The 24,579-nt window shown below is 69.4% G+C and carries 23 protein-coding genes; 10 read left to right on the top strand and 13 right to left on the bottom strand.

All coding sequences use genetic code 11. The features are described from left to right. Positions 1-96: 96 nt before the first annotated feature. Genes kynA through BLS97_RS10300 form a run of 3 tightly spaced genes read left to right on the top strand, consistent with a single transcriptional unit; the run spans position 97 to position 2,953 of the window. On the top strand, positions 97-939 hold the full coding sequence (gene kynA, locus BLS97_RS10310; protein WP_090475894.1) for a tryptophan 2,3-dioxygenase: 843 nt from the start codon (positions 97-99) through the stop codon (positions 937-939). After that, positions 939-2,153, top strand: coding sequence for a kynureninase (locus tag BLS97_RS10305; protein WP_090475893.1), 1,215 nt, complete (start codon positions 939-941; stop codon positions 2,151-2,153). The genes kynA and BLS97_RS10305 overlap by 1 nt, the downstream gene beginning before the upstream one ends. Continuing rightward, positions 2,150-2,953, top strand: coding sequence for a PaaX family transcriptional regulator (locus tag BLS97_RS10300; protein WP_090475892.1), 804 nt, complete (start codon positions 2,150-2,152; stop codon positions 2,951-2,953). The genes BLS97_RS10305 and BLS97_RS10300 overlap by 4 nt, the downstream gene beginning before the upstream one ends. Before the next feature lie 2 nt (positions 2,954-2,955). Here the strand turns inward: BLS97_RS10300 and BLS97_RS10295 are convergent, their stop codons facing one another. Genes BLS97_RS10295 through BLS97_RS10280 form a run of 4 tightly spaced genes read right to left on the bottom strand, consistent with a single transcriptional unit; the run spans position 2,956 to position 9,122 of the window. Then, entirely contained in the window at positions 2,956-4,311 is a 1,356-nt protein-coding gene (locus tag BLS97_RS10295) for a guanine deaminase (protein ID WP_090475891.1), read from the bottom strand. Next, complete coding sequence (gene xdhC / locus BLS97_RS10290; RefSeq protein ID WP_090475890.1) at positions 4,308-5,153, bottom strand: xanthine dehydrogenase accessory protein XdhC; 846 nt, start codon at positions 5,151-5,153, stop codon at positions 4,308-4,310. Before xdhC ends, BLS97_RS10295 begins: the two co-directional genes overlap by 4 nt. A gap of 4 nt (positions 5,154-5,157) precedes the next feature. Then, positions 5,158-7,548 carry a xanthine dehydrogenase molybdopterin binding subunit gene (gene xdhB / locus BLS97_RS10285; protein ID WP_090475889.1) on the bottom strand — a complete coding sequence of 797 codons (2,391 nt, stop codon included), beginning with the start codon at positions 7,546-7,548 and terminating at the stop codon, positions 5,158-5,160. Beyond that, the gene (locus tag BLS97_RS10280; RefSeq protein WP_231988469.1) at positions 7,545-9,122 is read right to left on the bottom strand and encodes a xanthine dehydrogenase small subunit; all 1,578 of its coding nucleotides are present in this window, start codon (positions 9,120-9,122) and stop codon (positions 7,545-7,547) included. Before BLS97_RS10280 ends, xdhB begins: the two co-directional genes overlap by 4 nt. 342 nt (positions 9,123-9,464) lie before the next feature. Here BLS97_RS10280 and BLS97_RS10275 point away from each other — a divergent pair, with 342 nt between their 5' ends. Continuing rightward, positions 9,465-10,607 carry a glycerate kinase gene (locus tag BLS97_RS10275; protein ID WP_090475887.1) on the top strand — a complete coding sequence of 381 codons (1,143 nt, stop codon included), beginning with the start codon at positions 9,465-9,467 and terminating at the stop codon, positions 10,605-10,607. Here BLS97_RS10275 and BLS97_RS10270 read toward each other — a convergent pair. After that, positions 10,549-11,661 carry a DNA glycosylase AlkZ-like family protein gene (locus BLS97_RS10270; RefSeq protein ID WP_090475886.1) on the bottom strand — a complete coding sequence of 371 codons (1,113 nt, stop codon included), beginning with the start codon at positions 11,659-11,661 and terminating at the stop codon, positions 10,549-10,551. The two genes, BLS97_RS10275 and BLS97_RS10270, sit on opposite strands and share 59 nt — an antisense overlap. 114 nt (positions 11,662-11,775) lie before the next feature. Between BLS97_RS10270 and BLS97_RS10265 the strand changes: the two genes are divergently transcribed. Both BLS97_RS10265 and BLS97_RS10260 read left to right on the top strand, forming a co-directional pair. Next, positions 11,776-14,151 carry an ATP-binding cassette domain-containing protein gene (locus BLS97_RS10265; RefSeq protein WP_090475885.1) on the top strand — a complete coding sequence of 792 codons (2,376 nt, stop codon included), beginning with the start codon at positions 11,776-11,778 and terminating at the stop codon, positions 14,149-14,151. A gap of 100 nt (positions 14,152-14,251) precedes the next feature. Continuing rightward, a complete protein-coding gene (locus BLS97_RS10260) occupies positions 14,252-15,007 on the top strand; it encodes an HNH endonuclease family protein (protein WP_197676507.1) in 756 nt (251 codons plus the stop codon). A 62-nt stretch (positions 15,008-15,069) separates the two neighbouring features. Here BLS97_RS10260 and BLS97_RS10255 read toward each other — a convergent pair whose 3' ends face one another. Together BLS97_RS10255 and BLS97_RS10250 are read right to left on the bottom strand one after the other, a co-directional pair. Beyond that, on the bottom strand, positions 15,070-15,444 hold the full coding sequence (locus BLS97_RS10255; protein ID WP_197676506.1) for a DUF4342 domain-containing protein: 375 nt from the start codon (positions 15,442-15,444) through the stop codon (positions 15,070-15,072). 53 nt (positions 15,445-15,497) lie between these two features. Then, positions 15,498-16,145, bottom strand: coding sequence for a GyrI-like domain-containing protein (locus tag BLS97_RS10250; RefSeq protein WP_197676505.1), 648 nt, complete (start codon positions 16,143-16,145; stop codon positions 15,498-15,500). 225 nt (positions 16,146-16,370) lie between these two features. On the opposite strand from BLS97_RS10250, the gene BLS97_RS10245 reads away from it, so the two are divergent. Beyond that, positions 16,371-16,667 (top strand): hypothetical protein, encoded by a 297-nt coding sequence (locus BLS97_RS10245; protein WP_090475884.1) that lies wholly within the window; start codon positions 16,371-16,373, stop codon positions 16,665-16,667. A gap of 2 nt (positions 16,668-16,669) precedes the next feature. On the opposite strand, the gene BLS97_RS10240 is transcribed toward BLS97_RS10245, so the two are convergent. After that, complete coding sequence (locus tag BLS97_RS10240; RefSeq protein WP_090481861.1) at positions 16,670-16,954, bottom strand: DUF427 domain-containing protein; 285 nt, start codon at positions 16,952-16,954, stop codon at positions 16,670-16,672. A gap of 62 nt (positions 16,955-17,016) precedes the next feature. Next, entirely contained in the window at positions 17,017-17,235 is a 219-nt protein-coding gene (locus BLS97_RS10235; RefSeq protein WP_090475883.1) for a hypothetical protein, read from the bottom strand. A 124-nt stretch (positions 17,236-17,359) separates the two neighbouring features. Between BLS97_RS10235 and BLS97_RS10230 the strand changes: the two genes are divergently transcribed. Genes BLS97_RS10230 through BLS97_RS22845 form a run of 3 tightly spaced genes read left to right on the top strand, consistent with a single transcriptional unit; the run spans position 17,360 to position 18,932 of the window. Beyond that, positions 17,360-18,058: an NAD(P)H-binding protein gene (locus BLS97_RS10230; RefSeq protein ID WP_090475882.1), complete on the top strand. Its 699-nt coding sequence runs from the start codon at positions 17,360-17,362 to the stop codon at positions 18,056-18,058. Between the two features lie 4 nt (positions 18,059-18,062). Next, the gene (locus BLS97_RS10225; RefSeq protein ID WP_090475881.1) at positions 18,063-18,524 is read left to right on the top strand and encodes a PPOX class F420-dependent oxidoreductase; all 462 of its coding nucleotides are present in this window, start codon (positions 18,063-18,065) and stop codon (positions 18,522-18,524) included. 30 nt (positions 18,525-18,554) lie between these two features. Beyond that, positions 18,555-18,932, top strand: a complete 378-nt coding sequence (locus tag BLS97_RS22845; RefSeq protein WP_157695346.1) for a hypothetical protein — start codon at positions 18,555-18,557, stop codon at positions 18,930-18,932. Positions 18,933-19,461: 529 nt separating this feature from the next. On the opposite strand, the gene BLS97_RS10215 is transcribed toward BLS97_RS22845, so the two are convergent. From BLS97_RS10215 to BLS97_RS10200, 4 genes are all read right to left on the bottom strand, one after another. Further along, positions 19,462-20,643: a hypothetical protein gene (locus tag BLS97_RS10215; protein WP_157695345.1), complete on the bottom strand. Its 1,182-nt coding sequence runs from the start codon at positions 20,641-20,643 to the stop codon at positions 19,462-19,464. Beyond that, positions 20,640-21,158 carry an RNA polymerase sigma factor gene (locus BLS97_RS10210; protein WP_090475878.1) on the bottom strand — a complete coding sequence of 173 codons (519 nt, stop codon included), beginning with the start codon at positions 21,156-21,158 and terminating at the stop codon, positions 20,640-20,642. The genes BLS97_RS10215 and BLS97_RS10210 overlap by 4 nt, the downstream gene beginning before the upstream one ends. A gap of 73 nt (positions 21,159-21,231) precedes the next feature. Continuing rightward, positions 21,232-23,184, bottom strand: coding sequence for a vWA domain-containing protein (locus BLS97_RS10205; protein WP_090475877.1), 1,953 nt, complete (start codon positions 23,182-23,184; stop codon positions 21,232-21,234). Then, on the bottom strand, positions 23,177-24,577 hold the full coding sequence (locus BLS97_RS10200; protein WP_090475876.1) for an ATP-binding protein: 1,401 nt from the start codon (positions 24,575-24,577) through the stop codon (positions 23,177-23,179). Before BLS97_RS10200 ends, BLS97_RS10205 begins: the two co-directional genes overlap by 8 nt. Between the last annotated feature and the right edge of the window lie 2 nt (positions 24,578-24,579).

Raw genomic sequence — 24,579 nt, 5'->3', positions numbered from 1 at the left:
TTCGACCCGCCAGCCATAGTGCGGATCATTGACTATCGTCACAGATACGCAATATGCTGCGGACTCGGATCCCGGCCAGCGGAAACACGGTTCAGCATGGAGAACGGCAACATCCGTCCGCTCGAGGACGGCATCGAGAAGGACCTGACCGGGCTCAACTACGGCTCGTACCTGCAGCTCGACACGCTGTTGGCGGCCCAGGCGCCCCTGTCCACCCACCACGACGAGATGCTCTTCATCATCGCGCACCAGACCACCGAGCTGTGGTTGAAGCTGGTGATCCACGAACTCCGGTCGGCCATGGCCCTGATCGCCGCCGACTCCCTCGGACCGGCTCTGAAACGCCTGGCCCGGATCAAACACATCCAGAAGCAGATGACGGACCAGTGGTCGGTGCTGGCCACCCTCACCCCCAGCGAGTACGCCCAGTTCCGCGGGATCCTCGGCAAGTCCTCGGGCTTCCAGTCCATGCAGTACCGCCTGCTGGAGTTCTTGCTGGGGAACAAGAACGCCGCGATGATCGCGGTGTTCGCCCACCACCCGGAGCAGCAGCAGATCCTGCAGGCGGCCCTGGACGCGCCCAGCCTGTACGACGAGTTCCTGCTGTTCCTGCACCGCCGGGGCTACGCGATCCCGGCCGAACTCCTGGACCGGGACCGGCGGGTGCCGCACACGCTCAACGCCGCCCTGGTCGACGTGTTCACCGGCATCTACGACGCCCCGGAGGCCCAGTGGGACGTCTACGAGACCTGCGAGGAACTGATCGACGTCGAGGACACCTTCCAGACCTGGCGCTTCCGTCACCTCAAGACCGTCGAACGCATCATCGGGTTCAAACGTGGCACCGGCGGATCCTCCGGTGTCGCCTTCCTGCGACGCGCCCTCGACCTGACCTTCTTCCCCGAGCTGTACGCCGTGCGCACCGAGATCGGACGCTGATGACCGTCACCCGCCCCGACGCCCAGGCCTTGGACGCCGCCGATCCCCTGGCCGCCTTCGGGTCTCGTTACCTGCCGCAGCCCGACGACGTGGTCGCCTATCTCGACGGCAACTCGCTCGGGCGGCCGTTGGCCTCGATCGCCGAGGTCTGGACCGATTTCGCGCACCAACAATGGGCCGGGCGGCTGATCCGGGGTTGGACCGAGGGCTGGATGGACCTGCCCGAGAAGGTGGGGGACGAACTGGGCGCTGCCGCCCTCGGCGCCGCCCCCGGGCAGACGGTGATCGCGGACTCGACGACGGTCAATTTCTACAAGGCCGTGCGGGCCGCGATCAACCTGCGCCCGGGACGCCGCAAGATCGTGATCGACCGGGACAACTTCCCCACCAACCGGTACGTGGTCGAGTCGCTGGCCAAGGATCACGGCCTGGAGATCGTCTGGCTGATCGGCACCGACGTCGGCGGCATCGGCCCGGACGACCTGGCGGCCGTCCTGGACGAGGACGTGGCGGTGCTGACGATGAGCCACATCGCCTACCACTCCGGCTATCTCGCGGACATGGCGGCCGTCACCGCCGCCGCGCACGCCGTCGGCGCGCTGGTGGTCTGGGACCTGTGCCATTCGGTCGGCAGCGTGCCGATCTCGCTCGACGCCTGCGACGTGGACCTGGCCGTCGGCTGCACCTACAAGTTCGTCGGGGCCGGACCGGGGGCACCGGCGTTCAGCTACGTCAACGCCCGGCACCATGACCGGTTGGATCAACCGATCTGGGGCTGGCTCGGCCGGCAGGACTCGTTCGAGATGGAGCAGGGTTACGTCCCGGCCGCCGGTATCCGGTCGATGATCTCCGGAACGCCTTCTGTGCTCGGCATTCTCGCCGTCCGCGAGGGCGCAGCAGTGATCGCCGAGGCCGGCATCGACGCCATCCGCGCCAAGATCGTGGGCCTGGGCGAGATGGTGATCGACCTGTTCGACGAGCACCTGCAGCCCCTTGGCTTCCGGCTCGCGTCACCCCGGGACCCCATTCGGCGCGGTGGCCACGTCAGCATCGCGCGGTCCGATGCCCGCGAACTGTGCTCCCGGCTCACCGCGGCCGGGGTGTTGCCGGACTTCCGGACGCCGGACGCGATCCGCATCGGCCTCTCGCCCCTGCCCTTGCGTTTTACCGAGGTGTGGGACGGGGTGTCGGTGATCCGGGACCTGTCGGCATGACGGCGGCCGGGGATGCGGCCCCGGCGTCACCGGGATCGTTGATCGTCACGTTCGCCGGGCTGTACCTGCGGCCCATCGGCGGCTGGATCGCGGTGGCCGACCTGATCACGCTGCTCGGCGCGGCCGGGGTCGCTCCCAACGCGGTGCGTCAGGCCCTGGTGCGGCTGAAGTCCCGCGATTTCCTGGCCGGTGAACGCCGGGCCGGACGGGCCGGATACGCCCTGACCGAGGCCGCGCGGGCCGACCTCGAGACCGGCGACCGGCGGATCTGGCGCTTCGGCGAAGCCGAGCCGACCGACGGGTGGGTCCTGGCCGTCTTCTCGGTCCCCGAGCACGCCCGGGCCGAGCGACACCGATTGCGCACGGTGCTGTCCTGGCTGGGCTTCGGAACGGTCGGCGCCGGTGTCTGGATCGCCCCGGCCGCCTTGGCCGCCCCGGCCCGGGAACAGGTGTCCGCCGCCGGTCTCGGCGCGTACGTGACCTGGTTCGCCGGAGCGACCCTCGAGCTGGCCGACGCCGCGGCCTGGTGGGACCTGGAGGAGCTGCGGCGGTTGTACTCCGAATTTCTCGACCGCTGGCGCGACGTCGACGCCACCACCGAGCCGGGGGCGGCATTCGCCGGATACCTGAAGCTGGTCGACGACTGGCGGCAGTTCCCCCGCATCGATCCCGGGCTCCCGGCCGGGCTGCTGCCACCGGACTGGCCGGGCCGCAGGGCGTTTCGCACATTCTCCGGACTGCGGGATCGCTGGTCCGACATCGCCGCAGATTTCGTGTCTCGCAGTCTCCGGACGAGGTGAGATCAGCTCAGCCCGGCCCGAACCGGCCATGGCACCGGCGGCCACGGGCCGCCCGCAAGGTGCGACGAGGAGGTCGTGGCCGCCGGGGCACCGCGCAGCCAGACGCCGGCCACGTCCGACGGCGCGGCCAGCGCGAACACCCGGGCCAGCGCATCGACCGGATCGGTTGCGTGTCGCAGGTTCACGGCGAGGGTGGAGCCGTCCGCGGGTCGCAGCCAGACCGCGTCGAATTCCTTGCCGACACTGAAATCGCCGACGCGGTCCGCTATTCCGAGGGCACGGGCGCCGGCCAGGGTGCACAGGAACAACAGTTGCACCGGATCCAGCGCCGAACCGTCCGCGCCCAGCAGTTGCTGCATGAAGTAGGCCTGCAGCCCTTCCTTGGGCAGGAACAGGCCGGTCCCCGCGCCCACGTCGGAGCCGAGCGCCACCCCGACGCCGTGGGCCCGGTGCCGACGCAGCGGAAACAGTCCGCTGCCCAGGGCCGAATTGCTGGTCGGACAGTGTGACGCCCAGGCGCCGGTCTCCCCCATCAGCGCCAGTTCCTTGTCGGTGGCGTGCACGTTGTGGGCGAAGACGCTGCGATCGGTGACCAGACCGTGCTGGTGGTAGGTGTCCAGGTAGTCGCGGCGATGCGGGAACAGCGAGACGACGGCGGCCACCTCGGCCGGGTTCTCGTTGAGGTGCGAGGTGAAGGTGATGTCGCCGTCCAGCAGTTCACCGCAGACGCTCAACACGGCGTCACTGGTGGAGAGCGAGAAACGCGGTGTCACCGCGTACTTCAGCCGGCCCTGGCCGTGCCACCGGTCGATGAGGTCGGCGCTCTGCTGTCCGGCGGCCTCGGGCGTGCACAACAGGTCGGCAGTCAGGATCCGGTCCGACACCACCAGTCCGGACGTCACGTTCATGTCGCGGGCGCGGGCCCCGGCGAACAGCAGATCCATGGCCGCGGCGAAATGCGAACCGAAGACCAGCGCCGACGTGGTGCCGACGGCGAGCAATCCGTCCAGGAATTCGTCGGCCACGGCCGCGGCGTAGCCCGGCTCGGCCAGGCGGCTCTCCTCCGGCAGCGCGCATTTCTCCAGCCAGTCCAGCAGAGGCATGCCCAATCCGCCGACCGCGCGGATCTGCGGGAAGTGCACATGGGTGTCGACGAACCCCGGCAGCACGAGGCCGCCGGCCAGGGTCACCACCTCGTCGTCCGGCGCCTCGGCGCGCACCCGGTGGAACGCCGCCCGGGCGACGATGCGGCCGTCCCGGACCAGGAGCCCACCGTCCTGATCGGCCCGCAGGGCCTGCGCGCCGTCGATGAACGGATCACCCGACGTGTCGACGATCGCTCCCCGGTAGATCGTCACGTCAACACCATTGACCCAGGGCCGTCGGCGATCTCGGCCGGGCCGGCCGACCGGCCCCGCTGCTCCAGAAGCCGGGCCGCGATACCCACGGCGATCACCGCGGGCTCCTTTCCCGGCAGTTCGGGCATCCCGATCGGGCACCGGATCCGGCCGATGGCGGCCGCGTCGTGCCCGGCCTCGGCCAGCATCGACTGGAACCTCGTCCACTTCGCGCTGGACCCGATCAGTCCGACGCTGCCCAGTGCGGGGAGCCGCAGGGCGGCGTCGCACAGCGCGAAGTCCTCGGCGTGATCATGCGTCATGATCAACACGTGGGCGCCGGCGGGCAGCCGGTCGAGCGCCTGCTCCCCTAGTACCAGATGCTGGACGGACACCTGGGCCGGGCCACCGGTGACGTCGGCCAGCCGCAGCTCGTCCAGTTGTTCCGGGCGCGAGTCGACCAGGTGCAAATCCACGTCGAGCCGGGACAGGATCCGGGCCAGCTCGAATCCGACGTGCCCCATCCCGAACACGGCGATCACCGGACGCGCCGGCAACGGTTCCAGCAGCAGCCGGACGACCCCGCCACAACACTGCTGCCCGTGCGGGTTCCGGGCGTGGGCATTGAGCCGGGACTCCTGCATCTCCGGCACCGTGGCCCCACTGGCGATCATGGCGCGAGCCCGCCGGACGGCCGCCTCCTCCAGGTTGCCGCCGCCGACGCTGCCCCACAGGTGGTCGGCCCCCACCACCATCTTGGCGCCCGCGTCGCGCGGCGCATGACCGCGTACCTCGACGAGCGTGACCATCACCCCCGGCCGGTTGTCCCGCCGGAGTTGCTGGACCGCACTGAGCCAGTCCATCGCGCTACACCCGAGCCGGTATCGCAGAGACCGGGACGGAGACCGTCCCATCGGCGGCGGCGCGGGCCGTCTCGATCGCCCAGAAGACCGCTTCCGGGGTCGCGGGTGACGCCAGCTCGACGCTGTGACCCGGCGGGGCGAAGGCACCCACCGCGGCCCGCAGCGCTTCACGCACGCTGAACGCCAGCATCAACGGAGGCTCGCCGACGGCCTTGGAGCCGTAGACCACACCCGACTCGGTCGCCTTCTCGTAGAGGTGCACGTTGAACTGCGCCGGCATCTCCGAGAAGCTCGGGATCTTGTAGGTACTGGCCGCCTGGGTGTTCAGCCGCCCCCGGTGCGGACCATCGCTCTCGTCCCAGCGCAGCTCCTCGAGCGTCAGCCAGCCCACCCCTTGCACGAACCCGCCCTCGATCTGACCGATGTCGATCAGGGGAGAAAGGCTGTCCCCGACGTCGTGCACGATGTCGGCGCGCAGCAGCCGATAGGCGCCGGTGAATCCGTCGACCTCGACCTCGGACACCGCGGCGCCGTAGGCGAAGTACTTGAACGGCTCACCCTGCATGCGCTCGGCATCCCAGTGCAGACCAGCGGTCCGGTAGAAGCCGGCCGCCCACAACTGCACGCGCTGGAAATAGGCGTCGTGGACGAGCGTGGCCCACGGAAGGCGCTGGTCGTGGAAGCCGATACCGGTGGCCCAGCCGTCCACAAACCGCACGTCGTCCGGATGGATGCCGAGCTTCCCGGCGGCCACCACGGCGAGGCGCTCCCGAATCTGGTCACAGGCGTTCTTCACCGCGCCGCCGTTCAGGTCGGCCCCCGAACTGGCCGCGGTCGCGGACGTGTTCGGCACCTTGTCGGTGCGGGTCGGCGCCAACCGCACGGTCGACAGCGGCACCCCGAGAGCGGTGGCCGCCACCTGGATCATCTTCGTGTGCAGTCCCTGCCCCATCTCGGCGCCGCCGTGATTGATCAGGACGGAGCCGTCCTTGTAGACGTGCACCAGCCCACCGGCTTGGTTGAACGCGGTCAGATTGAACGAGATGCCGAACTTGACCGGGGTGATCGCCAGCGCCCGCTTGGTGTGCGGCGACGACGCGTTGTACGCGGCGATCTCACGTCTGCGGGCGGTCACCTCGGCGCGCTCGTTCAGGACCTGCCAGATCTCGACCAGTCGCTCGGCGTGCCGGACCGGTTGCCCGAACGGCGTTCTCTGGCCGGGCGAGTAGAAGTTCCGGCGGCGCAGCTCCTGCGGGTCCACCCCCAGCAGTGGGGCGCACCGGCCGAGGATGTCCTCGATGACGATCATCCCCTGAGGACCGCCGAACCCACGGAACGCGGTGTTGGACTGCTGGTTCGTCTTCGCGACCCGCCCGTCGACGTGGATGTCGGGAATCCAGTAGGCGTTGTCGATGTGGCACAGCGCGCGAGCCAGCACCGGCTCGGACAGGTCAAGGCTCCAGCCGCCGTTGCTGGTCAGGGTGGCCCGCAATCCGCAGAGGCGGAGATCGTCGTCGAACCCCACCTCCCACTGGGCCAGGAACGGGTGCCGCTTGCCGGTCATCGTGATGTCCTGCGTGCGGTTGAGGCGCAGGCTCACCGGCCGGGACGTCAGAGTGGCCCCCAGGGCGGCCACGGCGGCGAGTCCGTGGGGCTGGAACTCCTTGCCGCCGAAGCCGCCTCCCATCCGCAGGCACTGCACGGTGACGGCGTGGGCCGGGACGCCGAGGACGTGCGCGACGATGTCCTGCGTCTCGCTCGGGTGCTGCGTGCTGGACTGCACGAATACCTGGCCGTTCTCGTCGACCAGGGCCAACGCGGCCATCGTCTCCAGGTAGAAGTGCTCCTGGCCGCCGAATTCGAACTCACCGGAGAACCGGTGTGCGGCACCGGCCAGGGCGGTGTCGGCGTCGCCGCGGCTCACCGTCCGTCGACTGCCCTGGAAACTGCCCGCGGCGATCGCCTCGCGCACACCGATCAGCGACGGGAGGGTTTCGTAGACCACCTCGACGGCGGCCGCGCCCAGCCGGGCCGCGTCCAGGGTCTCGCCGAGCACCCAGCACACGGCATGCCCATAGAACATCACCTCGGACGGGAACAGGGGTTCGTCGTGTTTCTCGCCGGCGTCGTTCAGTCCCGGAACATCCGCCGCCGTCAGCACTTTCACCATCCCCGGAACGTCATGGGCCGGTTGCACGTTCAGCCGGACGACCTTGGCGTGGGCGTGCGGCGCCTGCACCGGCCACGCGTGCAGGGCGTCCTTGGTCCGGGCCAGCAGGTCCTGGGTGTACAGCGCGGCCCCAGTGACGTGCAGGTCGGCGCTCTCGTGCGGGATCTCCAGTCCGACCTTGGGGTTGACCGGGCGATCGGCGAGCGGTCCGTGCTGCTTGCTCATGCCGTGACCTCCGTCCGGTTCGGCGACTGGTGGTGAGCGAAGAACTTCAGCAGTGAGGTACGCAGCGTCGCCGCGCGATAGGGGGCGCTCGCCCGGTGATCACCCATGGGCGTTCCCTCTCCACCCAGGACCTCCGCTGCCACCGCAACAGCAGCTGCATCCCAGGGCTTTCCGATCAGAGCGGCCTCGGTTCCGAAGGCCCGCAACGGGATCGCGGCGACGCCGCCGAGGCCGATCTTGAGATCGGTGACCATCTGCCGCCCGGGCTCACCGGGCTCCAGCCAGAGGGCGAAAGCAACGGCGACGCTGGAGATGTCGTCGAACCGTCGCTTGGCGATCTTGTGGAACGCGGTCACCGGAGCCAGTGGGCGCGGGATCCGGATCGACCTGATCAATTCGTCCGGCTCCTTGATCGACTCGCGATATCCGGTGAAGTAGTCCGCCAGCCGGACCGTGCGCTCGCCGTCGGCCCGGGCCAGCACCAGCGAGGCGTCAAGGGCCAGCAGAGCCGGTGACGAATCGCCGATCGGCGAACCGGTGCCGAGGTTGCCCCCCAGCGTCGCCCCGTTGCGGATCAGCCGGGATGCGAATTGCGGGAAGAGCTCGGCCAGCAAGGGGATCCGGCCGGCCAGGCCGCGTTCGACCTCGGAAAGGCTGAGCGCCGCCCCGATGTCGATGAAGTCATCGCTGACGTTCAGCTCGCGGAGCTCGGCCAGCCGGTCGATGGCGATCGTGAGCTCGGTGCGCGCGTGCCGGATGTTCAGCTCGACCCCCCAGTCGGTGGAACCGGCCACCAGCCGCGCCGTCGGGTGGTCGGCGAGGAGGGTCAGAGCTTCGGAGAGCGTCACCGGGCGGGCGAAGTCGCCCTGCCCGCTGCTGATCCGGGTCGGCGCCGGCTCCGGGGCCGGTCGCTGCAGTCGCACCTGCAGCGGATCGTCGTCGGCCGGCGCTCCGAGGGCGTACGCAGCGTCCCGGATCGGCCGATATCCGGTGCAACGGCACAGGTTTCCGGACAGCGCGTGCAGATCGAAACCGTTGGGGCCGTGCTCGTGATCCGGCGCCGAGCCGGGAGCGGCGGGGTCGTCGGCGGACTCGACCCCCGGGTCACGAACGGCCCGCCGAGCACCGCCATTTGGCTCGGCCGATGGGGCGGGCTCGATCCGACCGGTCGGCCGACGGTCCGCTCGATAGAATTCGGAGGCCATGGAGCAGACAAAACCCGGTGTGCAGTAACCACATTGAGACCCGCCGCGAGTCGCCATCTCCGCCTGGACCGGATGCAGGGCGGTCGGCCGACCCAGACCCTCGGCGGTGACGATCTCCTGCTGATCCAGCCCGGCCGCGGGAACCAGACAGGCGTTGATCGCCGTCCAGCGGGACCTCGATTCCCCGTCCGGCCTGGCGACCAGGACCGCACAGGCGCCGCACTCGCCCTCGGCGCATCCTTCCTTTGACCCGGTGTAGCCCGCGGAGCGCAGCCATTCCAACAGGGTGACGTGACCCCCGACCTCCCCGAGAAGTCGCGACCGGCCGTTCACCACGAGTTGAGGCTCCACGGATTTCTTCTCCCTCACGACATGCGCTGTATCGAACAGTACTGCGGCACTCTGGGCCCGACCAAGGTTCCGTCACTCTCATTCCGCGGTGTGAAACAGGCCGCGTCCCGGGCCGGGAGGTGGTCATCCCCCAGTCCTACTATCCGGCCATGACGGGCACGTGTCCGGTTCGTCACGCGGCAATCGCCGCCGTCGTGCCCCATCGCCGTTCGCCGTCAGGGGTGGTTCATGATGGACATCGGCGCTCGAACCGCGACGAGAGAGTGGGTGCACCGGTGCCCGAGGTGACCGCAGCCCGCCCCAGGTGGATCCGCGGCCGGTCCGACCGCGCTCCGGGCGCCACCGGCCTGGCCTGACGCGATGGGTACGGTGCTCATCGCCTGCGACAAGTTCAAGGGTTCGCTGACCGCACTCCAGGTCGGCCAGGCGTTGGCCCGCGGCATCTCGGCGGTTCGACCCGATCTGGTGTGCGATCTGATGCCGGTGGCCGACGGGGGTGACGGCACCCTCGACGCCGCGCTGGCCGCCGGGTTCGACGAGATCCCGGTCATGGCCACGGGCCCCACCGGTGAAACGGTCAGCACCCGGTTCGCCCGGCGCGGGACCACGGCGGTGGTCGAACTGGCCGATGCCTGCGGGCTCGGTCGACTGCCCGGTGGTCGGCCGGCGCCGTTGACGGCCTCCACCCGTGGGGTGGGTGACGTGCTCGGAGCCGCGCTGGACGCCGGTTGCCGGCGCATCGTGCTGGGCATCGGCGGCAGCGCGAGCACCGACGGAGGCGCCGGCATGGTGGCTGCCCTCGGGGCCCGGCTGCTGGATTCCGCCGGGCGGCCACTGCCCTCCGGCGGGGCAGCCCTGCTGGACCTGGCCGCCGTGGACCTGGCCGGCCTGCACCCGGCGCTGCCGGACACCGAGGTGCTGATCGCCTGCGACGTCGACAACCCGCTCCTAGGCCCGACCGGTGCGGCTGCCGTGTACGGACCGCAGAAGGGTGCTGACCCGGACGCCGTCGCCCTCCTCGACCGAGCGCTCTCGGTGTGGGCCGACGCCGTGTCCCGCCGCACGTCCGAGGATCTGCGCGCGCTTCCGGGCGCCGGCGCGGCCGGCGGCGTCGGATTCGCCGGGGCGGCCCTGCTCGGCGCTCGGCTGGTGCCGGGCATCGACGTGGTGCTGGACCTGATCGGTTTCGCCGACCGGTTGTCGTCGGCCTCACTGGTGATCACCGGTGAGGGGTCGCTCGACGAGCAGACCCTGCACGGCAAGGCTCCGGTCGGGGTGGCGCGCGCCGCGCGGGCGTCGGGAGTGCCGGTGGTGGCCGTCTGCGGTCGCTGCCGGCTCACCGAGAACCAGTGGCGCGCCGCGGGGTTCGATGCGGTTCACCCGCTGTCGGCGCTGGAACCGGACCTCGCGACGTCGATGGCCCGGGCGGCCGAACTGCTGCAGCTCATCGGTCGATCGCTGGCCGCAACAGCTCCACACGCAGCCATCGCGCCAGATCGGTGATCTCCCGGTCGACGGCGGCAGCCATGGTCGGGCTGAACGGCACGTCCTGGTGCACGGCGTCGACCCGCAGCACGCCGGCCTTGCGGTCGGCGGTGGCGTCGACCTTCCCGACCAGGGCATCGCCGTACAGGATCGGCAGCGCGAAGTAGCCCCAGCGCCGTCTGGCCGCCGGTTTGTACATCTCCAGCTGGTAGTCGAAGTCGAATACGTCGACCATGCGCTTCCGGTCGTGGATCATGCGGTCGAGCGGGGACAGCAGGGCCGCGCGGCCCGAGAACGGTTGCCCCAGTTGGTCCGGGTCCACCCGCCACGTCCCTTTCACGCCGTCGATCACGGCCGGCTCCCCGGCCTCCCCCACGTTCCACGGCTCGTTCGGTGTCTCCTGGGTTCGGGACCGCGCGATCCCCAGCGACCGGAGCCGCTTCTCGTCCCGGATCCGCCGCGCCTCCTCCACCGGCACCACCGGATCGTCCGGATAGACCCGAGAGGCCAGATCCCACAAACGTTCCCGGCCCCGCCGACCGACCACTGCGACCTCGCCGGCGGCCGTCATGATCTCCAGCATCTCCAGCACGTTGCGGTTGTGCGTCCATCCGCTCGAGACCCACGGCACGTCACAGGTGTCGGGCAACTCGGTGCTGGTCAGCGGACCGTCCGACTCCAGCCGGTACAGGATGTCGTGGCGACAGCCGTCGTTGGCCTCCAGCCAGTCCCGCAGACCCCGCTGCCAGGGCTTCAGGCCGTCGCCGGTGCGCCATTGCGCCATCCCGGCCCGGTACAGCACCAGGTCCTCGACCGGCCGGATCATCAGGGACAACTCGACCAAAGTCCCGGCCTCGAGTTCGGCCTGCAGATCGGGCGGCTGGTAGGTCGAGCCGAGGCGGCTCCAGAGCACCAGATCGGCGTTGGGTGCCACCGCTGCGGTCGGGTCGTTCTGCAGCACGGTCAGCCGCCGCACCGTGTCGAGCACGTCGGTCGGCCGGGACCGGTCCAGCCGATTGGCCCGCACCGAGATGCGCCGCGCATCGGCCTTGGACAGCTGGTGCACCGTCATGGCGACCAGCGTAGAGGGCCGAACGGGTCAGGAATCGAGAAGCACCACCTTCCGAGCCGCGGCTAGCCTGATCGACACAGCCGTCAGCCCGACCCACCGCACCAGGGAGCGAACATGCCCAGCAAGACGTGCCCGGAGCCGGCCGTTGCCGATCGCCACGACCGGATCCGGGTCTACGGCGCCCGCGAGAACAACCTGAAGGACATCAGCATCGAATTGCCGAAACGGCGGCTGACCGTGTTCACCGGGGTCTCCGGTTCCGGCAAGAGCTCCCTGGTCTTCTCCACCATCGCCGCCGAGTCGCAGCGGATGATCAACGAGACCTACAGCGCCTTCCTGCAGGGCTTCATGCCGACGCTGGGCCGGCCCGATGTCGACGTCCTGGAGGGCCTGACCACGGCGATCGTCATCGACCAGGAGCGGATGGGCGCCAACGTGCGTTCCACCGTCGGCACCGTGACCGACGCCAATGCCATGCTGCGCATCCTGTTCAGCCGGCTCGGCCGCCCGCACATCGGGTCGCCGCAGGCCTATTCGTTCAACGTCGCGTCGATCAGCGGCGCCGGCGCGGTGACGACGCAGCGCGGCGGACAGACGGTCAAGGAACGCCGCAGCTTCAGCATCACCGGCGGGATGTGCCCGCGGTGCGAGGGCCGGGGCAACGTCACCGACATCGACCTCACCGCCCTCTACGACGACGGCAAATCGCTGCGCGAAGGTCCGTTCACCATCCCCGGCTACAGCATGGACGGATGGTTCGGCCGCATCTTCATCGGTTCCGGTTTCTTCGACCCGGACAAGCCGATCCGGAAGTACACGAAGCGGGAGATGGCCGACCTGCTGTACAAGGAACCCACCAAGATCAAGGTCGAGGGCATCAACCTGACCTACGAGGGCCTGATCCCGAAGATCGAGAAGTCCATGCTGTCCAAGGATGTCGACACCCTGCAGCCGCACATCCGGGCGTTCGTCGAGCGGGCGGTCACCTTCACCACCTGCCCGGAGTGCGACGGCACCCGGCTGTCCGCGGCGGCGCGCTCGTCGAAGATCAACGGCCTGTCGATCGCCGACGCCTGCGCGTTGCAGATCAGCGACCTGGCGCAGTGGCTCGCGACGGTGGACGATCCGTCGGTGGCGCCGCTACTGGCTGCGCTGCAGCACAGCTTGGACTCGTTCGTCGGGATCGGCCTCGGATACCTGGCCCTGGAGCGGCCGTCGGGCACGCTGTCCGGTGGAGAAGCGCAGCGGATCAAGATGATCCGCCATCTCGGCTCGTCGCTGACCGACGTGACCTACGTGTTCGACGAGCCCTCCATCGGGCTGCACCCGCACGACATCCAGCGCATGAACACTCTGTTGCTGCAGTTGCGCGACAAGGGCAACACGGTGCTTGTGGTCGAGCACAAGCCGGAGATGATCGCCATCGCCGACCATGTGGTCGACCTCGGACCAGGGGCCGGCCAGGCCGGTGGCGAGGTGGTCTTCCAGGGGACGGTCGAGGGCCTTCGCGCCAGCGGCACGCTCACCGGCCGGCACCTGGACGATCGCGCCGCGCTGAAGCCGTCGGTGCGTACGTCCAGGAACGCGTTGTCGATCCGCGGAGCGAGCACCCACAACCTCAAGGACGTGGACGTCGACATCCCGCTCGGCGTCCTGGTGGTGCTGACCGGGGTGGCCGGATCGGGCAAGAGCTCCCTGATCCAGGGCCATGTCACCGGCCGGGACGGGGTGGTCGGTGTCGACCAGGGGGCGATCAAGGGTTCCCGGCGGAGCAACCCGGCGACCTACACCGGGCTGTTGGAGCCGATCCGCAAGGCCTTCGCCAAGGCGAACGGGGTCAAGCCGGCCCTGTTCAGCGCCAACTCCGAGGGTGCCTGCCCCAACTGCAACGGGGCCGGGGTCGTCTACACCGACCTGGCCATGATGGCCGGGGTGGCCACCGTCTGCGAGGTGTGCGACGGCAAGCGGTTCATGGCGGAGGTACTGGAGTACAAGCTCGGCGGCAAGGACATCAGCGAGGTGCTGGCCATGCCGGTCGACGAGGCTGAGCGGTTCTTCGCCGCCGGTGACGCCGCCGTGCCCGCCGCCCACGCCATCCTGACCCGGCTGGCCGACGTCGGCCTCGGCTACCTGAGCCTGGGGCAACCGCTGACCACCCTGTCCGGCGGCGAACGGCAGCGGATCAAGCTGGCCACCCACCTGGGCGAGAAGGGCGGCGTGTACGTCCTCGACGAGCCGACCACCGGTCTGCACCTGGCCGACGTGCAGAACCTGCTGGGCCTGCTCGACCGGCTGGTCGACTCCGGCAAGTCGGTGATCGTCATCGAACACCACCAGGCCGTGATGGCTCACGCGGACTGGATCATCGATCTCGGTCCAGGGGCCGGGCACGACGGGGGCCGGATCGTGTTCGAGGGCACGCCGAGCGATCTGGTGTCGACCAGGTCCACGGTGACCGGCGAGCACCTCGCGGCCTACGTCGGGCGCTGACGGCTCACGCCGGGGGCTGGCGTCTCACGCCGGGGGCTGGCGTCTCACGCCGGGCGCGCCGGTGCCCGGATTGTCGGTGATCTCTGGCAGCCTCATCCCGGTGACCACCGCACGAACGCCGATGCCCGCGATCATCTGGCTCGTCGCCGTGCTGTTCCTGGGCTGTGGTTGCTCGGCCGCCGCCGTCACGGCGTCGCCGGGTCCGGTGACCCGGGCGGCGACGGCCGCCTCGACCGCCCTCCAGGCGTTGGCGGCCCTGCCGGTGAAGGGCCGGGCTCCCCTCACCGGCTATTCGAGGGCCCAGTTCGGCGCGGCCTGGACCGACGACAACCACGCCCTCTGGGGCGGCAACGGTCTCGACACGCGTGACGATGTCCTCTCGCGCGATCTGGTGGGCATCGTGTGCCGGCCCCGGCCGGTGTCCACCGCGGCCCATTGTGTGGTGAAGAGCGGCACGCTCGACGACCCGTACACCGGCTCGACGATCGCCTTCGTCCGCGGAGTCGACACGTCCGCCCTCGTCCAGATCGACCACGTGGTCGCTCTGGCCGACGCCTGGCAGAAGGGCGCCCAACAGTTGACCAGGGGGCAGCGGATCGACCTCGCCAACGATCCCCTCAACTTGATCGCGGTCGACGGCGCGTCCAACCAGAAGAAGGGCGCCGGAGACGCCGCCACCTGGCTCCCGCCCCACAAGAGCTATCGGTGCGCCTACGCCGCTCGGCAGATCGCCGTGAAGGTCAAGTACTCGCTGTGGGTGTCACCGGCCGAGGATCTGGCGCTCCAGCAGGTCCTCTCGGCGTGCACCGCAGAGCCCCTGCCCATCGCCGCGCTCAGGGCGTCGACGGACCGCTGACGTCGTCGCGACCCGGCCTCCGGCGCCGCTGTCCCGACCGGAGTCCGGATCGCGCCGACCGATCAGGTGTGTTCGGCGCCTGGCTTCTCTGCCGGTTCGCCGTCCTTGGTGGGCACCTCGCCGGAGGCCGCGATCTCCTCCGGTCGGTGCTCCACCTCGATCGTCCAGTCGTAGGCCAGGGCAGCCACCGCTCCGACCGCGGTCACCGCGGGCGCCACGACCGCGGCGACGACCCCGGCGGTCACCGGAATCTCGAGGACCGGGTGGCCCTCGTCGTTCTTCACGACGATGCGCCGGACGGTCCCCTGGTGGAGCAACTCCTTGACCTTGGCGACCATCGCGTCCCCCCGGAACTTCGTGCCCATCCGGGTTCTCGGCGGGTTCGAGGAAGTGACGACGTCGGCCTGGGCGGCGGAATCCTTCTGGGCGGTGCTCACAGCTCTTCTCCTTTGGTTGTGGTGGGTCCGCCGGTCGGGCGGGCGTTGGGTGTTCACCGATCACCGGACGTGGCGGTGGCCGCTTCCAGGAAGGGCTGGCGAAGGATGGTCCGGAGCCTCTCGGGTGCGCTCCGCCGCGGATCACCCAGGTAGATCTCGTGGTGTTTCTGGAAGCGGCCGTCGAAGCGGCCGCCGTGCTCATGGATGAAGTCGTGCAGGCGGGCGATGGTCGGCCCTTCGGCCTCGTACGGACCCAGGTGCATGATCTGGGCCGCGCGACCCTCGGTGAAGGATTCGAGCCGGGTGTCGTCCAAGCGGCGTAGGTCCTTCTTCTCCGCCAGCTCCGCGCGCGCCGCCTCGACCAGGTCGGCGCTCACCTCCGGCGGCTGGCGGATCATCATCGTCCACTGCCAGTCGCCCCCGTTCTTGACGCGGAAGGCATCCATGTCCGGCGCCCACCACAGGCCCTCGAGTGCACCGACCTTGTGTTGGACTCCCAGCGACCGCTTGAGGGCGAACCGCACCGTGTAGGACAGCCCGTACAGCACCGGAATCGCACGCTGAAAGCTCTCGCCGGTCTCCGGGTCACCGGTGCCGTCGATCATCAGGAAGGTCATTTCGGGAACCATGACGATCTGCGGCTCCGCCGTCGCCCGGTAGAGAGCGACGTACTGCGGCTCCAGATCCGTCTGCGTGGCCACCGGCACCCTCCTCCAACTCGTGGACTCCAGGATGGCGGCGGCCCCGAGGGGGCCGAAAGGGCCGAAAGTCCCGTCGTCGGGCCGGCGGCCCCACGCGGTCGATCGGGCGGAGGGATACCCCGCAGCCGATCCGCCCGGGGCGATCCTGATGACCTTCGGCCCTGGCCCCCGGCCGGGGCAGGCGGTGCGATGGCGACAACACATCCGACCGGGAAGGGGCCCCTCATGCCAATCTCGCCCACGCAACAATCGCGGCACCCGGCGACGGCCGCCGGGCCGCACAGCCGCACGGCGGACGCCGACGAAGGGCGGCCCCGGCATCTCGAAGTGGTGTCGCCGTCGATCCGAGTGAACGTCGCGTTCCCGTTCTCCGCGATCACCGTTGCGCAGCCCGATCGAGAGTTCTCCGAGCTGCTGTCCATCGTCGCCGGACTGGCCGACCTGCTCGGCGGTCTGGCTCCGGGGTCGGTCGTCGCCGACCTCCAGAAGCGGGCCGCCGCGCTCAGATCCGGGTCGGCCTGAGCTCAGTCGGTGACGGTGACGCCCTTCCAGAAGGCGACGTGGTCCTTGATCTGCGCGGCCGCGTCCTTCGGAGCCGGGTAGTACCAAGCCGCGTCCGGGTTCTGCTCTCCACCGACCGACAGCGTGTAGTACGAGGCGGTGCCCTTCCACGGGCAGACCGAGGTGGTGGCGGAGGCCAGCAGATACTCGGTCTTCACCGATTCCAGCGGGAAGTAGTGGTTGCCCTCCACGATCTCGGTGGAGTCGCTCTGCGCGATGACGGCGCCGTTCCAGGTAGCGGTGGCCATGATGTTCATCCGATCGACGTCTGACGTGATCTTTTCACGCTACCCCCGGCCGGCCGCGACCGTCAGTCCGGTTCGATGGGCTGCTCCGGCTTGGTCCGCCACAGCGCCAGCACGATTCCGGCCAGGGCGCCGACGATCAGCCACAGCCAGCCGTGCCCGGTGAAGATACCGATGGCCAGCCCGGCCAGGAGGCCGGTGACCAGCCAGATCACCACCGCGAGCAGGCGGTCGTACTTCGGGGCCGGCGGCTTCTTCGCGCCGGGCTGTCGGGAGGGAGCCACGGCCCCGATAGTAGTGGCATCCCGAGTCTCCCATGCCTCCTCCGGGCCGGTCCTCATCGGCGACGGAACGCAAATGTAGGTGGCGCCGACCGGGGGTCGGGGTCCCCCTGAGTACCGTGGAGTGATGAAGGTTGTCATTGCAGGTGGCCATGGACGAATCGCACTCCATCTGGAGCGGCTGCTGGCCGAGCGGGGCGACCATCCGGTGGGGCTGATCCGCAATCCCCTGCACGAAGCCGACGTCATCGCGGCCGGCGCCTACCCGGTCCTCATCGATCTCGAGAACACCACGGCGGCTGCCCTTTCCGAGCACCTGTCCGGCGCGGACGCGGTCGTCTTCGCGGCCGGGGCCGGGGCGGGCAGTTCGGCCGAGCGCAAGGATTCGGTCGACCGGGCCGGAGCGGCGCTGCTGGCCGACGCCGCGATCCTGGCCGGGGTTCGCCGTTATCTGCTGGTGTCGGCGATCGGCTCCGACGCCGGGGCGCAACCCGAACACGACCCGGTGTTCGCCGCCTACATGACGGCCAAGCAGGCGGCCGACGAGGATCTGCGCACCCGCGACCTGGACTGGACGGTGATCCGCCCGGGCGCGCTGACCAGCGAGTCGGGCAGCGGACACGTCACGCTGACCACCCGCGTCGGACGGGGTTCGGTGCCACGTGAGGACGTCGCCGCCGTCCTGGTCGCTCTGCTGGACGAGCCCCGCACGGCCGGGCTCTCCCTAGACCTGGTGTCGGGGCGTCATCCGATCGCCGAGGCCGTAGCCGCCACCGTGCTCGCGGGCGCCGAGGGTGCCCCGACCGCCGAGAACGGGGAGAACTGACCCCATGGCCCGCACCGTAGCCACGACGACCGAGGTCGACCGGAAGAACCTGCTGGACTTCGTCCGTCCACGTCACAACATGATCGTGACGACGTGGCGAGCGGACGGTGGCGTGCAGAGCTCACCGGTGTCCGGGGGCGTGGACGCCGAAGGTCGCATCGTCGTCTCCAGTTATCCCGAACGGGCCAAGGTGCACAACGTCCGCCGGGAGGGCAAGGCCTCGGTCCTGGTGCTGTCCGACGACTTCGGCGGGGCCTGGGTGCACATCGACTGTGACGCCGAGGTTCTCGATCTGCCCGAGGCGATGGAGCCGCTGGTCGAGTACTTCCGCAGCATCGCCGGTGAGCACCCCGATTGGGACGAATACCGCCACGCGATGACGGTGCAGGGCAAATGCCTGCTCCGCTTCACCCCGACCCGCTGGTCGCCCGTGGCCACCGGCGGCTTCCCGTCCCGGTTGGCCTGATCCGCGGGTCGCGACTCGGGTCATAGGGCGGTGGTCCCCTCACTCCGGGCCTACGAGGTCTGCATCTCCACGATGAACTCGGCTCGCCACATCTCCTCCATTGCGGCTCGAAAGTGCCGGCCCACGAGCGCCCGGACGCCGTCCCCGTCTGGAGCCAACCCGCGCAACCGGTCGAGCCGCGCACCCCTCGCCGCGGACAACGGACTGAACTTCGACAAGTTCGTCGAAGTGGTGGTGGTGGGCAACAACGGCATCCAGGGACTTCGAGACCTCGACAAGCTGGATACGCTGTTCGCCGCTCTGTCCCACCGCCCACGGCGGGCCCTTCCGGCCACCCTCCAGGGGCACGGCGGATCGATGACCTCCGGGCGACCCGCACGGAGCCGCCCCCCCAACGGCGGTGGGTAGGGGCTGGGTCAGCCGCTGCCTCTGGGCTACCGGTGGAGGCCGTCCTTGACTATTCCCCAAAGACAGGATCCGCAATGAGCTCGCGGCCAAATCGGCCGCCTTACCTCATCTGGACGGCTGTTGTCCTCATAGGGGTTACAGCGGCCGCCACAGGTACGGCATTGACGCTCGTATAGGAGGGCGGACCGTGGAGCCCAGGCCTCCTGTTGCCCGAGATCTTGGTGCTCCTTTTGCCCCTTGCGATCGTCTACAGAGGAAGGCGTGAGCCACGCAGCACGGACCGCCAACTCACTGAAGCTGTACTTGGGTGATCGACAGGTACTGGCTGGATGGGTCCACGGCTTCATTCCCGCCCGTCCGGCGCCTGTTTTCGCTTCCTCGACCAAGGTCGCGACATACGCGATCGGTGCCGTGGAAGGCTGCGGTACTGACGGTAGCTCGCCATTTGTAATCCACATTCAGATACCGACCATTCTGGCGACGTAGAACAGCACGATTGACACCTCGCTCACGGGACGCATTTCGGCTGCTATCGGCTTTGCTGCGCGATTGCGGCACTGCCGACGTCGTAGAAGCCGACCGTGCGATGAAGGAGGGTGACCATCGGCTCGGCGAGCTGGCGGGTGAGGGTGCCGTTCGAGGCTCCGTAAACCCCTCCGCAGCCATTGAGATGGACTCTGACGCTCAGGGGTGGTCCGGATGCGTACTCCAATTGCACGGTGACCGTTTCCTCGGCCACGCGGCAGTCTGACCCATCCGGTGGTCGGTGCACCGACAGACCGGACGGGGCGTCGTTCATGGCCGCGATGAGGGTGGTCAAGGATTCCGCGGAGACGGACGCGCTCTGGGCCAGGGTGCCTTTCAGGTACCGACAGGCTACGGCCGATTCCGGCGCGCCCGGGACCAGCTGCTGATCTGCTCCGCCCCGCGCCGGAGATTTCCCGCCCACGACCGCTGACGGATCGGAAAGAGTTGCGACACAGCCATTCTGGTCTTGATCAACCAACCGTGCGGACGCGATCAGCGAGCCGATGAGCGAGGCGTCGGGTGAGCTGATCAGGACGGCCACGTGAATACTCGGCAGGACGTACAGCGTCCGGTGCAACGCGTCGGTGGGCGCGCCCGAGGTGATCTTCGCCGGGATCCCGGCCACCTGTCCAACGGTCGTTGCCGATGACAGTGGGCGCTCCGGTGCGGCCATGTCGGACAAAACGTTCGCGGGAAGTCCCGTGTCGGGTTTCGCCAGCAGGGAAGGCGGGAGCAGGTCGTCACGGTAGAGCCAGAGGGCCGTCACCGGTCGCGTGGGGATGCCACAGGCCGGGGCGCCGGAGGCGGGTATGAGTACGGTGTTGGACAGCGGCTGCCCACACTTCTGGTCATTCAGCTTCCACGCCTTCGGCACGTCCAAACTCAGGTTTCCGAAGGTCACAATCCGAGATGTCGACGGTGTGGCGGTATGCGGAGCACCGCCGGTGGCCGGGGGGTTGTCTGCGCCATTTCGTCCTGCCCTCAGAATTGGCACCGCGATAGCCACGGCAGCCACGGCAGCCACGAGGGCGGCGACGGCCACGGTGGCCCCGACCGCTCGCCACCGGCTCCGACCGCGGCCGGTGACCGCTTCCACCAACCGCTGATCTGGGCCACTGATCGGGACCGCTCGGAGCTGTGCTCCCCAGTCCTTCAGGATGGCATCCATCTCGTCGTCTGTCATTGGTCGTCCTTCATCATTGCGCGAAGATGAGTGCGGGCATCGAACAGCTGCGATTTCGCCGCGCCCGCGGTGATGCCCAGCATCCCTGCGACCTCGTTGATGGGGAGATCAGCCAGGTAGTACAGCAGGACCAGCTCCCGCTGTCTGGTCGGGAGCCCATCGATCGCCCGCTCGATGTCGACCCGATCGGCTATCGAAACCGGCCCGGCATCGGAAGCGGGAAGACGACTCTGGTGTGGAGGCGGAGCGGATCGTGCCCGACGTCGCCGCACCCGGTCGAAGAGAATGCCGGCCAACCAGACCCGCGCGGATCCACGCGCTGGATCGTAGGTTTCCCAGCGACGCCACGCCCGCTCCAGCGTTTCCTGAACCAGATCCTCGGCATCCGCCGCCGGGACCGTCCGCCGAGCGATTGCAGCCAGAACCGGCAGCTCAGGAACGACCCATCGGGAGAAAGAACGAGCACGTTCTGAATCACCACCAGAAGCCACAGGCATCACCGCAACCTCGCTCATACCTGATCTACGCCCGAATACCCCGGTTCGGTTTGGTCCGTTGAGGCCGCGGTTGTCGCTGGTCGCCGATGGCCTACCGCCGGGTGCGCAGGTAGTCGGCTACCACCTCGGCGCCCAGGCCGTCGAGATCGGGCGCGACGACCCGGCCGCCGCAGCGCCGGGCAAGCGAATCCATGAACTCGGCCAGACGCGGGTCGTCGCCGAGCACGAAGAAGCTGATCGCGGCCCGGCGGCCGGTGAGCCGGTCGAGCTCGACCAGGGTGGCCCGCACCGTGCGCGGGTCCGGCGGGTAGGAGAACGCGAAGTCGCCGTCCGGTTCCAGGTGCGCGGTGGGCTCGCCGTCGGTGACGACCAGCACGACCGGCATCGCATCCGGTTGGGACCGCAGGTGTTCACCGGCCAGCATCAGCGCGTGCTGCAGGTTGGTGCCCTGCACGTACGCGCCTTCCAAGCCGATCAGTTCGCCCAGCTCCACCTTGTCCGCCCGGCGGCCGAACGTGATGAGCTGCAACGCGTCTCCGCGGAAACGGGTCGAGATCAACTGGTGCAGCGCGAGGGCGGTGCGCTTCATGGGCACCCACCGGCCGTCCTGCACCATGGACCACGAGGTGTCGACGCACAGGGCGACGACGGCGCGTGTGCGCTGCTCGGTCTCGATGACCTCGACGTCGCTGACGTCCAGCCTGCGCTGGTCACCGCCGGCCCGCCGCAGCTGGGCGTTGAGCAGGGTGCGGGGCACGCTCCAGGCCTGGGTGTCGCCGAACGCCCAGGGCCGGGTGGATCCGGTCGGTTCCCCGGCCGCCCCCGACCTGCGGGTCTCCCGCTCGCCCCGGCGGGCCGACAAGCGGTCGGCGATGTCCTTCAGGGCCGACTCGCCCAGCCGACGCAACGCCTTGGGCGACAACCGGAGTGACCCGTCGTCGTTCCGGTCGAAGATGCCCTGTTCGCGCAGTTCGCGTTCCAGGTCGGCCAACTCCTTGACGTCCATCCGGGCCTGCTCGCCCAGCGCCTCTTCCAGCGCGTCGAGATCGATGTCGTCCAGTTGGGCGCCGGGGTAGCTCTGGGCCAGCTGCTCGGCCAGCGCATCCAGCTGTCCCAGCTGTTCCAGCGCTCGGGTCCCTTCACCCAGTCCCATCGGGGAGTCGCCGCTGAACCGTCCGGAGCCGGACCAGTCCTCGCTGGGGCGCAAGCCCTGGAGTTGCGAATCCAGTTGCGACAACGCCTGGGCCAGGCGCGGATCACCGAATGCCTGCTGGGCCAGCTCCGCCAGTTCGGCCCGCTGCTGCGCCGTCATGGAATTCATCATCCGTTGCGCAGCCGCCGATCTCGCGGCGAGCAGATCGATCAGTTCCTCGATGTTGCGCGGATTCTCCGGGAAGTACTCTCCGTGCCGGTTCATGAATTCGTCGAACTGCTGCGGGGTGTCATTGCCCTCGGAGTGCGCGGCCAGCAACGAGTTGAGATCGTCGAGCATCTTGCGGATGTTCTCGGTGTCCTCCGGGGTCGCCTGCTGCAGTGCCTGTTTCATGCCGGCGAACCGCTGGTCCAGCATCTCCTTGCCCAGCAGGTCCTGGATCTGCTGGAACGTCTCCCTGGCGTCACTGGACTGAAAGTCGTACTTGCCCAGTTCCCGGACCGCGCCGCCGGTGTCGCCGGGCAGCGTGTCGAGTTCCATCTCCTTGAAGCGGGCGTCGTCGGTCTGCTGCCGGCCGAGCACCTCCCGCTCCTGGTCGAGCGCCTTGGCCAAGAGTTCGCGCACGGCCTGCAGGGTGCCGTCCAATCGGTTGTCCCGCTGCAGATCTCGCCGCTTCTGCCAGATCCGGCGGGCCAGATCGTCCAGGCCGCGGCGGTCGGGCAGACCCTGCCGCATGAGTTCCCGGAGGGCCTGACGGGGCGAACTGCCCTCCATCACGTCCTTGCCGATGCGGTCCATGGCCGCGCGCAGGTCGACCGGCGGGGCCAGCGGATCGGGTCCGTCGACGTACCCCGAGTATTCGTACGCCGACCGGCCGGGGACATCAGCCATAGCTGACCGTGCTCTCGTCGTCGCTGGCTTGTTTGGACAGTTTCCGGGTCAGGAACAGCAGCTCCAGGGCCAGCTCGGCGGCCGAGGCCATCGGGCCCGGATCCTCGGTGCCGGCGGCGCCGAGACGCTGCGCGATGACGGTGAGCACGGCGACGTCCGGCAACGCGCGGACCACGTCGCCGGCCGGAACGCGGTCCCCGGTACGCAGCGGATGCCGGGTGACGGCCTCGGCCAGCGGCGTCAGATCGACGCCCCGGAGCCGGGTCCGGGCGGTCTCGGCCGTGGCCCGGCGGAGCAGGTGCTCCAGGATCTCCGATTCGCGGCCCTCCTCGCCGGTGGCGAACTCGAGCTTGCCGCGCAGGACGGCCAGGATCGACTGCAGGTCGATCGGGCGGGCCGACGCCCCACTCTCGTTGGTCAGTGCCGCCCGGCGGAGGGCCGCTGCGGCAACGGTTTCCGCCGCCGCCACGGAGAACCGGGCGGACACGCCCGAACCCTGGTCGATCGCGGTGGATTCACGGAGCAGGCGGGTGAACCGGGCGATGATCTCCAGCAGGTGGGCCGGGACGTCGGCCACCAACTCCGCCTCCTGCTCGATCAGCGCCACCTCGTCGGCCAGCCGGAGCGGGTAGTGGGTACGGATCTCGGCGCCGAAGCGGTCCTTGAGCGGGGTGATGATGCGACCCCGGTTGGTGTAGTCCTCGGGGTTGGCCGAGGCCACCAGGAGGACGTCCAGGGGCAGCCGCAGGGTGTACCCGCGGACCTGGATGTCGCGTTCCTCCATGACGTTGAGCAACGCCACCTGGATCCGCTCGGCCAGGTCGGGCAGTTCGTTGATGGCGACGATGCCGCGGTGGGCCCGGGGCACCAGCCCGAAGTGAATGGTCTCGGGGTCGCCCAGCGAGCGGCCCTCAGCCACCTTGACCGGATCGACGTCACCGATCAGGTCGGCCACCGCGGTGTCCGGAGTGGCCAGCTTCTCGGTGTACCGCTCGCTGCGGTGCTTCCATGCGACCGGCAGCGCGTCACCCAGATCGGCGGCCCGGCGGATGGACTCGGGCGTAATCGGCGCGTACGGATGCTCGCCGATCTCGGAGAACGCGATGTAGGGCGTGTGCTCGTCCAGCAGATTGGTCAGGCTGCGCAGCAGACGGGTCTTGCCCTGCCCGCGTTCGCCCAGCAGGACGATGTCGTGTCCGGCGAGCAGGGCCCGTTCCAGCTGCGGGAGGACGGTGCTCTCGAAACCGACGATGCCGGCCCACGGATCTTCCCCGGCCCGCAGCGCGGCCAGCAGGTTCTCGCGGATCTCTTCCTTGACCCCGCGCAGTTCGTGACCGGACGCGCGGAGCTCGCCGAGGGTGGAGGGCAGTTCTTCGACAGGTGTGGTTCGCACAG

Source organism: Nakamurella panacisegetis, from assembly GCF_900104535.1.
Classification (GTDB): domain Bacteria; phylum Actinomycetota; class Actinomycetes; order Mycobacteriales; family Nakamurellaceae; genus Nakamurella; species Nakamurella panacisegetis.
This window is presented reverse-complemented; position numbering and strand designations above follow the sequence as displayed.

Bases quoted from the DNA above. Each gene is read 5' to 3' on its own strand.
- kynA (WP_090475894.1), top strand. From the start codon at position 97: ATGGAGAACGGCAACATCCGTCCGCTCGAGGACGGCATCGAGAAGGAC.
- BLS97_RS10305 (WP_090475893.1), top strand. From the start codon at position 939: ATGACCGTCACCCGCCCCGACGCCCAGGCCTTGGACGCCGCCGATCCC.
- BLS97_RS10300 (WP_090475892.1), top strand. From the start codon at position 2,150: ATGACGGCGGCCGGGGATGCGGCCCCGGCGTCACCGGGATCGTTGATC.
- xdhC (WP_090475890.1), bottom strand. From the start codon at position 5,153: ATGGACTGGCTCAGTGCGGTCCAGCAACTCCGGCGGGACAACCGGCCG.
- xdhB (WP_090475889.1), bottom strand. From the start codon at position 7,548: ATGAGCAAGCAGCACGGACCGCTCGCCGATCGCCCGGTCAACCCCAAG.
- BLS97_RS10275 (WP_090475887.1), top strand. From the start codon at position 9,465: ATGGGTACGGTGCTCATCGCCTGCGACAAGTTCAAGGGTTCGCTGACC.
- BLS97_RS10270 (WP_090475886.1), bottom strand. From the start codon at position 11,661: ATGACGGTGCACCAGCTGTCCAAGGCCGATGCGCGGCGCATCTCGGTG.
- BLS97_RS10265 (WP_090475885.1), top strand. From the start codon at position 11,776: ATGCCCAGCAAGACGTGCCCGGAGCCGGCCGTTGCCGATCGCCACGAC.
- BLS97_RS10245 (WP_090475884.1), top strand. From the start codon at position 16,371: ATGCCAATCTCGCCCACGCAACAATCGCGGCACCCGGCGACGGCCGCC.
- BLS97_RS10240 (WP_090481861.1), bottom strand. From the start codon at position 16,954: ATGGCCACCGCTACCTGGAACGGCGCCGTCATCGCGCAGAGCGACTCC.
- BLS97_RS10230 (WP_090475882.1), top strand. From the start codon at position 17,360: ATGAAGGTTGTCATTGCAGGTGGCCATGGACGAATCGCACTCCATCTG.
- BLS97_RS10225 (WP_090475881.1), top strand. From the start codon at position 18,063: ATGGCCCGCACCGTAGCCACGACGACCGAGGTCGACCGGAAGAACCTG.
- BLS97_RS10215 (WP_157695345.1), bottom strand. From the start codon at position 20,643: ATGACAGACGACGAGATGGATGCCATCCTGAAGGACTGGGGAGCACAG.
- BLS97_RS10210 (WP_090475878.1), bottom strand. From the start codon at position 21,158: ATGAGCGAGGTTGCGGTGATGCCTGTGGCTTCTGGTGGTGATTCAGAA.
- BLS97_RS10205 (WP_090475877.1), bottom strand. From the start codon at position 23,184: ATGGCTGATGTCCCCGGCCGGTCGGCGTACGAATACTCGGGGTACGTC.